A 12,995-nucleotide genomic window follows, 5' to 3' on the forward strand; every position below is an offset into this window, starting at 1 on the left:
GGGGCGTGCTCATGCGCCTTTCCTGGGCTTCCGGGTTGGGCGGGTCGTTGGGCCGGGGGCCGATCGCACCGCCCCATCCGGAAGCCGGCGCGATCTCGCGCTGTGGTCGCCTCGGCAGGGTGAGTTGGGGGAGGGGACGCGCAGTTGGGTCGGGGGCGAGCAAAGGTGAGTGACCAGGAGGTGGCGAGCAGGAGGGGGTGAGCGAGGGATAGGCGAAGTAGCCGGGCGGTGGGTTATCCGCCACCGCGATGCGACCAGGCGCCGATCTCGGCGCGGTCGGCCAGGTCCAGCGAGGCCAGCAAGCGGCGAGCAGCAGGTGGGCGAAGTGACCGGGCGGTGGGTTACCCGCCACCGCGATGCGACCAGGCGGCGATCTCGGCGCGGTCGGCCAGGTCCAGCGAGGCCAGCAAGCGGCGAGCAGCAGATAGGCGAAGTAGCCGGGCGGTGGGTTACCCGCCACCGCGATGCGACCAGGCGGCGATCTCGGCGCGGTCGGCCAGGTCCAGCGAGGCCAGCAAGCGGCGAGCAGCAGATAGGCGAAGTAGCCGGGCGGTGGGTTACCCGCCACCGCGATGCGACCAGGCGCCGATCTCGGCGCGGTCGGCCAGGTCCAGCGAGGCCGGCAAGCGGCGAGTAGCAGGTGGGCGAAGTGTCCGGGCGGGTGAGTTACCCGCCGCCGCGGTGGGACCAGGCGGCGATCTCGGTGCGGTTGGCCAGGTCCAGCTTGGCCAGGATGCTGCGGACGTGGCTCTCCACTGTGCGTTCGGAGACCACGAGCCGCTCGGCGATCGCGCGGTTCGCCAGCCCGTCGGCGACGAGGCTGGCGATCTCGCGTTCACGCGGCGTCAGCGGTCCGGTCGTGCTCAGCCGGCCCAACAGCGCCTGGGCCTCGGCCGCGGCGCCCGGCATCACGAGCCGGCGCGCTTCGTCGAGGGCCTGACGCGCCAGGGAGCGGGCCTTGCCGGTGTCGCCGAGGGTCGCGAGCACCGCGGCCAGCCGCAGGCGGTTCTGCGCGACGAACGGCCGCGCGCCGACCCGCACGTTCGCCGCGATCGTGGCCTCGAACAGCCGCGCGGCCTCCTCGGCCCGGCCGAGCACCACGGCGAGGCGCGCCAGCCAGCTCGTGCCGCAGTCGCTGCAGTACACGCCCGCGCCGCTTGACAGCACCCGCTCGGCGGCCCGCAGCACGGGCTCGAGCAAGCGGGCCGTCTCGACGTCGCCGAAGGCCTCCACCAGCACCATCAGGTTCGGCGCCACCCCGCTGGACCGCAGGTCGAAGCCTTCTTGCCGCGCGAGGTGGCGCACGGCCTCGTACCCCGCGAGCGCCGCCTCGTCCTCCCCGAGGACGACGTGCACGAGCGGCCGGGACACCACGGCGATGGGCAGGGTCGGCACGGTGGCGAGCACCTCGTCGTAGTGCTCGTCGATCTCGGAGACGTCGCCGGTCACGAGCGCGAGCTGCAGGCTGAACGCGGACGACATGCCGAGCGCCGAGCGGTCGTCCGCCAGCTCGGCCACCGCCAGCTCCCTGGCCTGCCGGTTCAGCTCACGCGCCTCGGCGAACGCGCCGCGGAACGCGAGCAGCGACGTGCGCAGCCGCAGGTCGTGCCAGCGCACCAGGGGCAGCCGGCTCGTCGCCGCGAGTGCCGTCACGGCCGTGATCTCGTGGTCGACCACGGCCATCGCCCCGGTCTCGAACGCGGCGTCGATGCGCCACTTGTGGCCCCACAGCGCGGAAAGCGGCTGCCGGTTGCCGAAGCGCACGGCCAGGGAGCCGAGCCGAAGGCGGTCGTCGAGCGGCAGCTCGATCGGGAGGACCTTGAACCGCGCACGCACGGCGTCGAGCAGGGCCTCGTCGTCGGTGCCGCGTTCGGCGAGCGCGCGCGCTTCGTCGGCCAGCCGGCGGGCCTCCTCGGTGTGCCCGACGTCGGCGGCGACCGACGCGGCCTGCGCGAGCAGCCGGGCGCGCAGGGCATCGGGCACTTGCGCGCCGAGCGCCGTGTCGGCGAGTTTGCCCAGCCGGGGCAACAGTTCCGGTGCGGACAGGTCTCGCACGACGAGTGCCGCGGCGGCGAGCGTCTCGGGAGTCTCCGCGCGTTCGGCCGCCTGTTCCGCGTGGTCGAGGGACGGGCCGAAGCGGCCCGAGCGGTACTCGGCCGTGGCGAGGTCCACGAGCAGCTCGGCAAGCCCGTCGGTCCGGCCCGCTCGCCGTCGCGCGTCCACGGCGAAGGTCAGAAACCTTGCTGCCTCGGCGAAAGCCAGCGTCCGCGTCGCCTCGCGCGCGGCGACCACGGCCCAGCCGGCGGCGCGGCCCAGCGTCGCCGGGTCGGCGGCCGACCGCAGCCAGTGCACCGCGACGACCCCGGCGTGGGCGGAATCGGCTTCGGCTCGCGGGGTCAGCGCCAGCGCCGCCTGGGCGTGCAGGGCCTCGCGCACGCCCTGGTCGAGGTCCTCGTAGACGCCGTCGCGCACCACGGCGTGCGCGAACCGGCGCCGCCCGGCCGCGACGGGCACGAGCACACCCGCGCGCACGACCTCGTCCAGCAACGGCACGACCTCGGCGACCGGCCGGCCCGCGACGTCGGCGACCACGCCGCAGTCCACCTCCTCCCCCAGCACCGCCGCCACCGCGACCAGCTCGCGCACCTCCGGCGCGAGCCCGGCCACCGACGTCCGCACGAGGTGGCGCAGCTCGGCGCGCCCGCCGCCGGACCCGGCCGAGCGCGCGACCGCCCGCAGGTACAGGGGGTTGCCACCGGAGCGGCGCAGTGCGTCGCACACCTCGGCGTCGCCGACGGCCGCGCCCGCGACCTCGGTGAGGTACCTCCGCACGTCGGGCTCGGCCAGCGGCGCGACCGTGACCGCGTGCGTCGCGGGGCCGCCGAGCAGCTCGGGCAGTGTTTCGTCGAGCGTGGGGCCGGTGTCGCGGTAGGTCGCGAGCACCACCAGCCGCGAGCGGCGCAGCTCGCCGGCGAGGTGGCGCAGCAGCCGCAGCGACGCTTCGTCGGCCCAGTGCAGGTCCTCCAGCACCACCACGAGACCGCCGGGCTCGGCCGCGGCGACGAGGGCGTCGGCCGCGGTGGCGACGAGCCGGAACCGCGCCGCGACGAGGTCCGTACCAGCGCGTCCGTCCAGGTCGGCGACGGCGCGGGCGACCTCGGCACCGGCCGTGGGCAGGGCCGACAGCACACGACGCCACGGCCACAGCGGTGGCGCGCCGGGATCGTCCACGCAGCGGCCCCACACCGTGGCGAGGCCGACGGTGGCGGCCTCGGCGAGCGTGGTCTTGCCGATGCCGGCGGGCCCGCCGAGCAGCACCAGGGCACCCGTGCCCGCCGCGCCGGCGGCGAACCGGCCGCGCAGGTCGGCGAGCACCCCGGCCCGGCCGACGAACGGCACGGAGCCTGTCACGCAGGCAAGTATGCGCCCGGTTTCAGTGGTCCGTCTGCGTACTGGCACTGATGTCCGCAACGTCCGCGCGGCCGAAGGTGGACCTCGTCGAACTTCCCACCCCAGGCCGAAGGAGCAGCATGTACGCCACCGTCCACCAGTTCCGGCGGAACACCGCCACCGAGAGCGGCGACTGGGGCCGGGCCCTCGCCGCGGAGCTGCACCCCGGCCCGGCGGCCCTCGGCGGGTGCGTGCTCGGCCAGGTCGCCGGCGTGCTCGGCGCGGCCGTCGCGTTCTGGCCCGACGTCGTGTCGGCGGACGAAGCCGCCGCGCACACCCGTCCCGGCACCACGTGGCTCGACACCGACGTCTACGAGGTCGTCTCCGCCGAGTTCGCCCCGGGTGCGCCGAACTACGCCCAGGCCAGCCGGTTCGCCGGGCCGCGCGACGAGGCGCAGGTCCGCGCCGAGGACTTCGCGGGCCGCGAGCGCATCTGGCCCGCGGCCCGGCAGGTGCCGGGCATCGGCCCAGTGTTCGTACTGCGCGCCGAAGACGGCGCCGGGCTCGTGCTCGGGTTCGCCGAGTCCGTCGCCGCGATCGAAGCCGTCCAGAAGGCGGTGCTGAGCACCGAGCTGCTGCCGGACGAGGACCCGGCCCTGCTCACCGGTCCCGAGCGGATCGACCTGCACCGCGTTTTCCACCACACCCTGCCCGCATCCGTCACCACCGGAGGTACCCGATGAGCACCCCCACCACCACCCGTCTGCGTCCCGGCACCTGGACCGTCCACACCGGACGGACGTCGGCCACGTTCACCGTGCGCAAGCTCGGTTTCCACCTCGTGCACGGCTCGATCCCCGTCCGGTCCGCGACGGTGCACGTGAACACCGCCGGCACGCCGACCGCCCTGCGCGCGGAGCTCGACCTGTCCGCGATCGACACGGGGAACCGCCGCCGCGACCGCGACCTGCAGAAGTCCCAGTGGCTCGACTGCGGCACTGAACCGACGCTGACCTTCGCGTCCGGCGACATCACCACCTGCCCGGAAGGCTGGGCGGCGCAAGGGTTCCTGAGCCTGCGCGGCACCACGTGCCCGCTCACGCTCACCGTCGAACGGCCCGCCGACACCGGCCGCGGCTCGGTGCGCCTCCAGGCCCGCGCGACGCTCGACCGGGCACCGCTCGGCATGAGCGCGCCGCGCGCGATCGTGGGGCGCTACCTGGAAATCGGCATCGACGCGGTGCTCGTGGCGCCGCGCTGAGCACTCAGGCGGTCGCCTCGATCACGCGGCTCAAGACGGCATGGAGGGCCTCCAGTTCGGAGACCTCCATGCCGAGCGTCTCGACCACGCGGTACGGGATCTTCTCGGCCTCGGCCCGCAGCGCGAGGCCCTTCTCCGTGAGCTCGACGGTGAGCTGCCGCTCGTCGGAAGCCTTGCGGCCGCGGGTGACGTAGCCCATCGCTTCGAGCCGCTTCAGCAACGGAGACAGCGTCGCGGGTTCGTGCCGCAGCGTGGCCCCGAGGTCCTTCACCGACCGCGGGGCTTTCTCCCACAGCGCGAGCATCACGAGGTACTGCGGGTGCGTCAGCCCGTACGGCTCCAGCAGGGGCCGGTAGACCGCGATGACGCTGCGCGAGGCGACTGACAGCGCGAAGCACACCTGGCGGTCGAGCTTCAGCGGGTCGTCGCCCAAGTCGATCTCTGCCACGGGGTCCTCCTCCTGATCCGGGCCACCTTAACGGCTTCGGGTGTGGCCTCGGCTACCTTATCGATTAGCGCACTAATGATTAGTGTACCCTGAGGACAGCCGACAAGGAGGCGTGATGGACCGTCCGGGAGTCTTCCTCTGGTTCTGGTACGCAGTAGGCGGGCGTCTGCCCGAACGCTACCGGGACTGGATCCTGCACGACACGACGTCGAAGCACTGGAAGGCGCGGCACGTGCTGCGCAGTTCCGTGGGCCTCATCCCGCTGTGCCTCGTGTGGCTGCTGTTGCCGGGCCCGCTGGCGCTGCGGCTCGCGATCGTGCTCATGGCGGCGCTGGTCGCGTACTTCTACTCGTCGGTGTACATGGAGGAAAGCATCGAGCACCGCCTCTCGCGCAACGGCTTCCCTCCCGGCACGGGCAAGCGCCTCCGCCGCGAGGCCGCCGAAGCCGCAGACGCCGACGCAAAGGCCCGCTACATCGCGATCTACCGCCAGAACACCGGCGAGTGACCGCTCCCGGCAGCGGTGCCGCCGGCCACGACTAGAGTCGGCGTCCGATGAGACGCAAGCTTCGCGGCCCGCTGCCGCCGCGCCACGGGCTGGACCCGGCGCGGCTGAGGATGCCCGACGAGGGCCCGTGGGGCACGTTGCTGGAGCACCTCGTGGAGCGGCTGCCGCGGGTGGACCCGGCGCGGATCGAACAGATGCTGCGCGAGGAGCGCATCTTCGGCCTCGACGGGCCGCTCGGGGTCGACGCGGCGTTCGTGCCCGGCTCGTTCATCTGGTTCCACCGCGACCTGCCCGACGAGGTGGCGGTGCCGTTCGACATCAGGGTCGTGCACCGCGACGAACACCTGCTGGTGGTCGACAAACCCCACTTCCTCGCCACGATCCCGCGGGGCAAGCACATCCTCGAAACCGCGTTGGTGCGATTGCGGCGCGACCTGGACCTGCCGGCGTTGTCGCCCGCGCACCGCCTCGACCGCGTGACCGCGGGGCTGGTGATGTTCGTGATCACACCCGAAGTGCGCGGAAAGTACCAAACGATGTTCCGCGACCGACGCGTGAAGAAAGAATACGAAGCGATCGCACCGTACGATCCTTCACTGGAGCTGCCGCGCACAGTCCGCAGCCACATCGTCAAGGAACGCGGAGTGCTTGCGGCACAGGAGATCGAGGGTCCGGTGAACGCCGAGACCCGCGTGGAACTGATCGAACACCGCGACGGGCTCGGCCGCTACCGCCTGCTGCCCGCCACCGGCCGCACACACCAGCTGCGCGTGCACCTGTCCGGCCTCGGCATCCCGATCCTCGGCGACGACTTCTACCCCGTGCTGACGGAAAAACCGCTCGACGATTTCACGAAACCGTTGCAGCTGCTGGCCAAGGTGCTGGAGTTCGACGATCCCGTGAGCGGCGAGCACCGCCGGTTCACGAGTTCCCTGCGCTTGACGGCGTGGGACTCACCGGACGAGTGGGCGGCGCCCCCGGCGCACTGAGCCCGAGGACGCCGCGCCGAACTCACTTCGTCCAGAACTTCACACCGCTCCACTGCACGGTGATCGGTCCCGCACCACTGCTGGTGCGGTACGAACCGAACTTGTCGTAATAACTACCGCTCGGGCTGTCGATGGTCTGCTTGAGCGAACCGTTGATGTACACCTTGTGCGTGCTGCCCACCTGGTTGATGGTGTTGACCCGCACGGAAGTGCCCACGGTGGCGCCGCTGGCGAGCGTCTGACCGCCCTCCACCGCGTACATCCGGCCGCCCTTTTCCACCGCCAGCAGGAAGTACGGTCCGGCGTTCGACCCGTCGCGGAAGGTCTGCTTCACGCTGATGCGCGTGCCGCTCATGCTGGTGACCTTGAAGGAGCCCTCGAACTGGTGCGTGCCGCCGGTGTAAGTGTCGTACCGGCGCTCGGCGCGCTGGTCACCGCTGCCCGTGGAGCAGGTGAGCTGGAACGTGAGCCCGTTGATCTGCCCGCACCCGCGCTCCTGCTCGGAGAACCCCGGCGACCACGACTTCCACGGACCGGTACCGACCTGAGCATCGGCCACCGGAGCCACCACCGCGAGCCCGCACACGACCCCCGCGAGCACCCCGCCGAGGCGTAGTCTTCCTCGCACTTGCCAACCTCCGTACAACTCAGGGCGGCGGTAGGGGGACAGGTCCAGACCACTACGTCGAACCTGGATGATCACTGTACGAGCACGGACGAAAACAGACAAGAGCCGGATTCACGACTCTTGACAGCTTTGTTTGTCAATGCTTGGCTCGGACCGTGCGGGACGTCGAGGTGATCGAGGACCCGGCTGTCGCGGCAGCCGCGCTGGACCCGGTCCGTGCGCGCCTGCTGGCGGCGCTGGCCGAACCCGCGTCGGCGGCCTCGCTCGCCACGCGCGTCGGACTCACGCGCCAGAAGGTGAACTACCACCTGCGCGCGCTGGAGTCCCACGGTCTCGTCGAGCCCGCGGGCGAGCGCCAGTGGGGCGGGCTGACCGAACGCCTCTTCGCCGCCACGGCCGCGTCGTACCAGGTCTCCCCCGCCGCGCTCGGCGACGCCGGCACGTCGGCGATGCAGCCAGACCGGCTCTCCTCGGCGTACCTGCTGGCGGTCGCCGGCCGGACCGTGCGCGAGGTCGCCGGTCTCGTGCGTCGAGCGGCGCGCGCCGGCAAACCGCTGCCGACTCTGGCGCTGGACACGGAAATCGCGTTCCGCTCGGCGCGCGAGCGGGCGGCGTTCACCGACGAGCTGACCACGCTCGTGGCCGGGCTCGTCTCGCGCTACCACGACGAATCGGCTCCGGGTGCGCGAACGCACCGGCTGGTGGTCACCGCGCACCCGAAGCCGGCCGATCCGCCTACGCCGGCTGGATGATCACCTTCAGCGCCTGGTGGTCGGCGGCGTTGCCGAACACGTCGTAGGCCTGGTCGAGCTGGTCGAAGGTGAACGTGTGCGTGCCCATCTTCTCCGCGGGGATGCGGCCGCTCGCGACCATCTTCAGCAGCGTCGGGATCGACACGGTGTCGACAAGCCCCATCGTGAGCGTGATGTTGCGGATCCACAGGTCCTGCATGGGGAGTTCCACGCCCACGCCGTGCACGCCGATGTTCGCGACGTGCCCGCCGGGCCGCACTAGCGCGGCGGCGGTCTGCAGGGTCTCGGGGTAGCCGACGGCTTCGATGGCGACGTCGACACCGAGCCCGTCGGTGTGCGCGAGGACCTCCGCGACGGTGTCGGGCCCGGCGGCGACCGTGTCCGTCGCGCCGAACTCGAGAGCCTTCTCGAGCCGGAACTTGTTGGCGTCGATGGCGATCACCTTCGACGCGCCCCACAGGCCCGTGGTCAGGATCGCGGCGAGCCCGACCGCGCCGGAACCGACGACGGCGACCGTGTCGCCCGGCCGCACCTCGCCGGCGAGCACGCCGACCTCGTAGCCGGTGGGCAGGGAGTCGGCGAGGAAGATGGCCTGCTCGTCGGTGACTTCGGCGGGCACGTGGTAGAGCGAGGTGTCCGCGAAGGGCACGCGGACGTACTCGGCCTGGGTGCCGTCGATGAGGTGCCCGAAAATCCAGCCGACGCCACCGACCGTGCGGCAGTGCGAGGGCATGCCCCGCTGGCAGTAGTCACAGCGGCCGCAGCGCGTGACGGCCGGCACGAGCACCCGGTCGCCGACTTTGAAGCTGCCGACGGCGTCGCCCACCGCCGTGACCGTGCCGACGGCTTCGTGGCCGAGGATGCGGCCGTCGGTGACCGCGGCGACGTCGCCGTGGAGGATGTGGAGATCGGTGCCGCAGATCGTGGTGGTGTCGACTTTCACCACGACGTCGGTCACCTCTTGGATCGTCGCGTCGGGAACGTCTTCCCACGCCTTGTTTCCGGGTCCGTGGTACACCAGTGCCTTCATCGCCACCTCCGGGTCGGGACCGACTCTCGACGCTACGACGGGTCCGCGGCGTCGCCGGTCTCAAAATCAGACACCCGAACAGGTGTTCGATCCTCGTGTACGGTGGGGGCATGAGTCACGCACTTCAGGGATCGCTCTTCGGGTCCGGCTTCGAAGGCGCTGCTTTGGGTTCCCTCAACGGGATCCGGCGCACCGACCTCGGCCGCGGCGCGTGGGTCGACGTGCTGCCGGGCTGGCTGTCGGGGTCCGACGAGATTTTCACGCGCCTGGTCGCCGACGTCCCGTGGCACGCCGAGCAGCGGCAGATGTACGACCGTGTCGTCGCTGTGCCGCGCCTGCTCTGCTTCTACCGCGAAGACGAGACGCTGCCGCACCCGTTGCTGACCTCGGCGCGCGACGCGCTCTCCGCGCACTACGCGGCCGAACTCGGCGAGCCCTTCCGCACCTCCGGCCTGTGTTACTACCGCGACGGCCGCGACAGCGTCGCCTGGCACGGCGACACCATCGGCCGCGGCAGCTCCGAAGACACGATGGTCGCGATCCTCTCGGTGGGCACCGCGCGCCACCTCGCCCTCCGCCCCCGCGGCGGCGGGGAGTCCCACCGCTACCCGCTGGGCCACGGCGACCTGATCGTGATGGGCGGTTCCTGCCAGCGCACGTGGGAACACGCGATCCCCAAGACGGGCAAGGGGGTGGGACCGCGGATCAGCATCCAGTTCCGGCCGAAAGGGGTGCGTTAGCCGGTCGGCGTCGGGGAAAGCCACGACGAAGCGCGCCACGGGAGTTCCCGGCGATGTCGATCGCCGCGAACGGTCCGCCGACGACACCGACCCTGCGCGAGAGGTCCGGTGAAGCCGGCGGCCAGAAGCCCGGAGGCACCGGGCGTCGCGGAGGTCGGTAGCCCTGCTGCCGCGCAGAGTCCGGCGAACTCGTGCGCGTGAAACGGTCGCCGGTCAGCCGAGGCGGCGGAAAAGTCCCGCCCGGAGCCGTTCTTCGCCGAATCCTCCGTCTCGTGAGCCCGGCGTCAGCGGACCAGCACCGGCAGTGAGTCGAGGCCGTAGACGATCGAGACCTTGCGGAACGCCAGTTCGTCCGGCTCGACGGCCAGCCGCAGGTCCGGGAACCGCTTCACCAGAGCCGGGTAGGCCGTGCGCAGCTCCATGCGCGCGAGCTCCGCGCCGATGCAGCGGTGGATGCCGTACCCGAAGGCCAGGTGGGAAGACGGGTCGCGTTGGGGGTCGAAGCGCTCCATGTCGGTGCCCAGCACCGCGTCGCGGTTGGCGACGGAGAGGGACACCAGCACGATGTCGCCCTCGCCGATGTGGACGCCCGCGATGTCGATGTCTTCCTTGGCGAAGCGCGGGAACGCCATCTGCACCACGGTGAGGTAGCGCAGCAGCTCCTCCACGAACCGGTGCACGGAGTCGTCGTCGCCGCGGACCGCGTCGAACGCGGCGGGGTCGCGGAGCAGCACCAGGGCGCCGAGGGCGAGCATGCTGGCGGTGGTTTCGAGGCCACCGGTGAGCACGCCGTCGGCGAGGCCCGCGAGCTCGAGGTCGTCGATCTCGTCGCCGTGTTCCTTGATGAGCATGCCGAGCAGGCCATCGCCCGGTTCTTCGCGCTGCTTCTTGACGATGTCGAGCAGGTAGGTCAGCGACTCCGAGATCGCGCCCAGCGACGCGCCCGCGCCGCCGAACAGGTCGAAGCGCGCGGTGCTCAGGCGCTGGAAGTCGGCGCGGTCCTCATAGGACACCCCGAGCAGCTCGCAGATCGTGAGCGACGGGATCGGGAGCGCGAACGCCTCCCACAGGTCCACGGGCCCCTCGGCGGCGGCCATCGCGTCGAGCTGCTCGTTCACGATCTCGTCGATCCGCGGCGTGAGGCGGTTGAGCCGACGCATGGTGAACTCCGGCGTGAGCAGCTTGCGCAGCCGCGAGTGCACCGGCGGGTCGGCGAAGCCCAGCCCGCCCGGGTTCTGGTCCTCGGTCACGCCCGCGTTGCCGACGAGGTTCGTGAAGTCGTTGCTGAACTCCGAGACCTTGCCGAGAACGGCCTTGGACTCCTCGTAGCCGGTCACAAGCCACGCGTTCATGCCGAACGGCAGGTCGATCTTGCTGATGGGCTCCTCGGCCCGGCGCTGCCCCAGCGACGGCACGGGGTCCAGCCCCACGCGCCGAAGCGGTTCCAGCGCGGAGTCGGGAAGGAACGCCATCTTCTCGAGGTCGAAACCTCGCTTCTGCTGCCTCGCGATGTACCGGCGACCGGCCCAGGCGAGGATTCGCGAGCGGAGACTCCCCATGACAGCGACACTACCTCACGCCGCCGTTCGGGTGATCGGCGCGGAGACAGCCGTCACCTGCGGTTCGGGATCATGACATGCGCCGTGACCCGGCCGTGACCAGCGGTGCGGGAGCGGGGACGCGGCACCGGCTCAGGTCCGGCGAGCGCCGATTGCGCCGACGCATCCACAGTGGACACCGCGGTCTCCATCGGAGGGCGGAAAGCCCCGGCGTTCTCAGGTCGCCGGGGCCTCCGAGCGTGTTTCGGACGCGCCGACCCTTCCGGGTGAACGTGACGATTCGCACGCCCCGCACGAAAAGAAGTCAGGCGCGGTTGTTCACCCAGCCCTTCACCGCGCCGGCGCACTGGTAGCGGACGACCACGTGTGACTTGCTGGCGTAGGCCCCGCTGGCCCCGGCGAGATCCCACGGCCCCGGCCGGTCCGCGTCGACCTTTCCGCCGGCCTGGACGGTGACCACGTCCCGGCCCGCGACACCGGGGGTGTCCCCCACGAGCGAGATGCCGTCGAGGGTGATCGGCTGGTCGTAGCTCGACGCCAGCCGCAGGTACCGGCCGCCGTTCACCGGAATGTGGAGCTTGCCCCACTCGCCCGGCTCGGTCGCCTCTCCGCGGTCACTGCTCATGTCCTCGTCCTCCTCTTCTCCCGGGGTCTTGAGTGCGCCGAAGTGCGCCGTCGTGTAGCTCTCGTCGAGATCGACTCCGGCCGCCGAGATGCCCGGGATGGTCCCGGACGAGCTGTACTGGTGGATGTCGTAGCGGCCGGCGGCGGCGTCGGGCCGTGCGCCGTAGCGGGCGATCCAGATCACGAGACCGGGGATGCCCCAGCGGTCCGGGCGCAGCAGCGTCGCGAGCGCGTTGTTCATGTACACGCCGGGCCGGAACCCACGAGCGTCGATCCGTTGGCAGAACGCCCTGCCGAACGCGGCTTTCTGGCTGTCCGGGATGTTCTGCGCCTCCGAACCGGGCGGGTTGTCCTCCAGGTCCAGCATCGGGACGCAGCCGGTGGCGCCGAGCCGGATCACCTCGCCGAGGAGGACGTCGGCCTGCGCCGCGGCGCCGGGACTCGCCTGGACGAAGTGGTAGCCGCCGACCGGGATGCCGACGGACCTGGCGCCGTTCACCTCGTTGTCGGCGCGGCCGCCGGCGGGGGTACCGCCACCGTCGGAGAGCTTGACGTAGACGAACGTGACGCCGGCCCGCTTGACCGCGGGCCAGCTGGTGACGGTCTGGAACCTGCGGTAGATGTCGATGCCGAGCGCCATCAGGAACCGCCTTCCGTGACGTAGGTGGGCGCCGGGTAAGTGCCGCCGAGCTCGCGAACGGCGTCGACCACGCGGTGGTTCCACCATCGGCGCGTCGTGCCGCACGGATGTCGGCCACGCCGGGCCCGCCGCGGCGGCCGCGTTTCCGCGCGCAGCGCAGCGACCCGGTCGGCGCCGGTGGCGGTGGCCGTGTTCGTCGGCACGACTGCTCCCCCAGTTGCTCAGCTTGGGGACGACTTGTCCGTTTCGCGAGTTGGAGCCGCCTCGTAACCTGCCACCCGCGCCGCGCGGACGACACCGCCAGCATGGGTATTCGTCTCCCCCGAACGTTGGAGACCGGGAACCTCGGTGCAGTACCACGACGGCGAGTGCGTCGGTCCGCTTTCGCCTGTCGCACAGCGGGTTCACCACGAAATCGTCAGAGTC

At 71.6% G+C, this 12,995-nt stretch carries 13 protein-coding genes; 6 read left to right on the forward strand and 7 right to left on the reverse strand.

Features of this window, described 5'->3' with window-relative positions:
* Nucleotides 1–666 precede the first annotated feature (666 nt).
* Nucleotides 667–3,411 carry an AAA family ATPase gene (locus tag AB0H62_RS47850; RefSeq protein ID WP_360592652.1) on the reverse strand — a complete coding sequence of 915 codons (2,745 nt, stop codon included), beginning with the start codon at nucleotides 3,409–3,411 and terminating at the stop codon, nucleotides 667–669.
* 119 nt (nucleotides 3,412–3,530) lie between these two features.
* Between AB0H62_RS47850 and AB0H62_RS47855 the strand changes: the two genes are divergently transcribed.
* Together AB0H62_RS47855 and AB0H62_RS47860 are read left to right on the forward strand one after the other, a co-directional pair.
* Complete coding sequence (locus AB0H62_RS47855; protein ID WP_360592653.1) at nucleotides 3,531–4,133, forward strand: hypothetical protein; 603 nt, start codon at nucleotides 3,531–3,533, stop codon at nucleotides 4,131–4,133.
* Nucleotides 4,130–4,651: a YceI family protein gene (locus tag AB0H62_RS47860; RefSeq protein ID WP_360592654.1), complete on the forward strand. Its 522-nt coding sequence runs from the start codon at nucleotides 4,130–4,132 to the stop codon at nucleotides 4,649–4,651. Before AB0H62_RS47855 ends, AB0H62_RS47860 begins: the two co-directional genes overlap by 4 nt.
* Nucleotides 4,652–4,655: 4 nt before the next feature.
* On the opposite strand, the gene AB0H62_RS47865 is transcribed toward AB0H62_RS47860, so the two are convergent.
* Nucleotides 4,656–5,099, reverse strand: a complete 444-nt coding sequence (locus tag AB0H62_RS47865; RefSeq protein ID WP_360592655.1) for a MarR family transcriptional regulator — start codon at nucleotides 5,097–5,099, stop codon at nucleotides 4,656–4,658.
* 115 nt (nucleotides 5,100–5,214) lie between these two features.
* Between AB0H62_RS47865 and AB0H62_RS47870 the strand changes: the two genes are divergently transcribed.
* The gene (locus AB0H62_RS47870; protein WP_220238876.1) at nucleotides 5,215–5,607 is read left to right on the forward strand and encodes a DUF5313 domain-containing protein; all 393 of its coding nucleotides are present in this window, start codon (nucleotides 5,215–5,217) and stop codon (nucleotides 5,605–5,607) included.
* Nucleotides 5,608–5,654: 47 nt separating this feature from the next.
* Nucleotides 5,655–6,596, forward strand: a complete 942-nt coding sequence (locus AB0H62_RS47875) for an RluA family pseudouridine synthase (RefSeq protein WP_360592656.1) — start codon at nucleotides 5,655–5,657, stop codon at nucleotides 6,594–6,596.
* Between the two features lie 22 nt (nucleotides 6,597–6,618).
* Here AB0H62_RS47875 and AB0H62_RS47880 read toward each other — a convergent pair whose 3' ends face one another.
* Nucleotides 6,619–7,224, reverse strand: coding sequence for a hypothetical protein (locus AB0H62_RS47880; protein WP_266118377.1), 606 nt, complete (start codon nucleotides 7,222–7,224; stop codon nucleotides 6,619–6,621).
* A gap of 155 nt (nucleotides 7,225–7,379) precedes the next feature.
* Between AB0H62_RS47880 and AB0H62_RS47885 the strand changes: the two genes are divergently transcribed.
* Nucleotides 7,380–7,976, forward strand: a complete 597-nt coding sequence (locus AB0H62_RS47885) for a helix-turn-helix domain-containing protein (RefSeq protein WP_360592657.1) — start codon at nucleotides 7,380–7,382, stop codon at nucleotides 7,974–7,976.
* On the opposite strand, the gene AB0H62_RS47890 is transcribed toward AB0H62_RS47885, so the two are convergent.
* Entirely contained in the window at nucleotides 7,960–9,006 is a 1,047-nt protein-coding gene (locus AB0H62_RS47890) for an alcohol dehydrogenase catalytic domain-containing protein (RefSeq protein ID WP_220238872.1), read from the reverse strand. The two genes, AB0H62_RS47885 and AB0H62_RS47890, sit on opposite strands and share 17 nt — an antisense overlap.
* 110 nt (nucleotides 9,007–9,116) lie before the next feature.
* Here AB0H62_RS47890 and AB0H62_RS47895 point away from each other — a divergent pair, with 110 nt between their 5' ends.
* The gene (locus tag AB0H62_RS47895; RefSeq protein WP_220238871.1) at nucleotides 9,117–9,746 is read left to right on the forward strand and encodes an alpha-ketoglutarate-dependent dioxygenase AlkB; all 630 of its coding nucleotides are present in this window, start codon (nucleotides 9,117–9,119) and stop codon (nucleotides 9,744–9,746) included.
* Between the two features lie 284 nt (nucleotides 9,747–10,030).
* On the opposite strand, the gene AB0H62_RS47900 is transcribed toward AB0H62_RS47895, so the two are convergent.
* From AB0H62_RS47900 to AB0H62_RS47910, 3 genes are all read right to left on the reverse strand, one after another.
* Nucleotides 10,031–11,305 carry a cytochrome P450 gene (locus AB0H62_RS47900; protein WP_220238870.1) on the reverse strand — a complete coding sequence of 425 codons (1,275 nt, stop codon included), beginning with the start codon at nucleotides 11,303–11,305 and terminating at the stop codon, nucleotides 10,031–10,033.
* Nucleotides 11,306–11,609: 304 nt separating this feature from the next.
* Complete coding sequence (locus AB0H62_RS47905) at nucleotides 11,610–12,569, reverse strand: GH25 family lysozyme (RefSeq protein WP_220238869.1); 960 nt, start codon at nucleotides 12,567–12,569, stop codon at nucleotides 11,610–11,612.
* Entirely contained in the window at nucleotides 12,569–12,772 is a 204-nt protein-coding gene (locus AB0H62_RS47910) for a hypothetical protein (RefSeq protein WP_220238868.1), read from the reverse strand. The genes AB0H62_RS47905 and AB0H62_RS47910 overlap by 1 nt, the downstream gene beginning before the upstream one ends.
* Nucleotides 12,773–12,995: the final 223 nt, after the last annotated feature.

The sequence above is a fragment of the Amycolatopsis sp. NPDC050768 genome, assembly GCF_040654155.1.
Lineage (GTDB): Bacteria > Actinomycetota > Actinomycetes > Mycobacteriales > Pseudonocardiaceae > Amycolatopsis.

What these genes read in the sequence shown, in the direction of transcription:
- AB0H62_RS47900 (WP_220238870.1), bottom strand. Translation starts at nt 11,305, where the DNA reads ATGGGGAGTCTCCGCTCGCGAATCCTCGCCTGGGCCGGTCGCCGGTAC.
- AB0H62_RS47890 (WP_220238872.1), bottom strand. Translation starts at nt 9,006, where the DNA reads ATGAAGGCACTGGTGTACCACGGACCCGGAAACAAGGCGTGGGAAGAC.
- AB0H62_RS47860 (WP_360592654.1), top strand. Translation starts at nt 4,130, where the DNA reads ATGAGCACCCCCACCACCACCCGTCTGCGTCCCGGCACCTGGACCGTC.
- AB0H62_RS47855 (WP_360592653.1), top strand. Translation starts at nt 3,531, where the DNA reads ATGTACGCCACCGTCCACCAGTTCCGGCGGAACACCGCCACCGAGAGC.
- AB0H62_RS47875 (WP_360592656.1), top strand. Translation starts at nt 5,655, where the DNA reads ATGAGACGCAAGCTTCGCGGCCCGCTGCCGCCGCGCCACGGGCTGGAC.
- AB0H62_RS47905 (WP_220238869.1), bottom strand. Translation starts at nt 12,569, where the DNA reads ATGGCGCTCGGCATCGACATCTACCGCAGGTTCCAGACCGTCACCAGC.
- AB0H62_RS47870 (WP_220238876.1), top strand. Translation starts at nt 5,215, where the DNA reads ATGGACCGTCCGGGAGTCTTCCTCTGGTTCTGGTACGCAGTAGGCGGG.
- AB0H62_RS47895 (WP_220238871.1), top strand. Translation starts at nt 9,117, where the DNA reads ATGAGTCACGCACTTCAGGGATCGCTCTTCGGGTCCGGCTTCGAAGGC.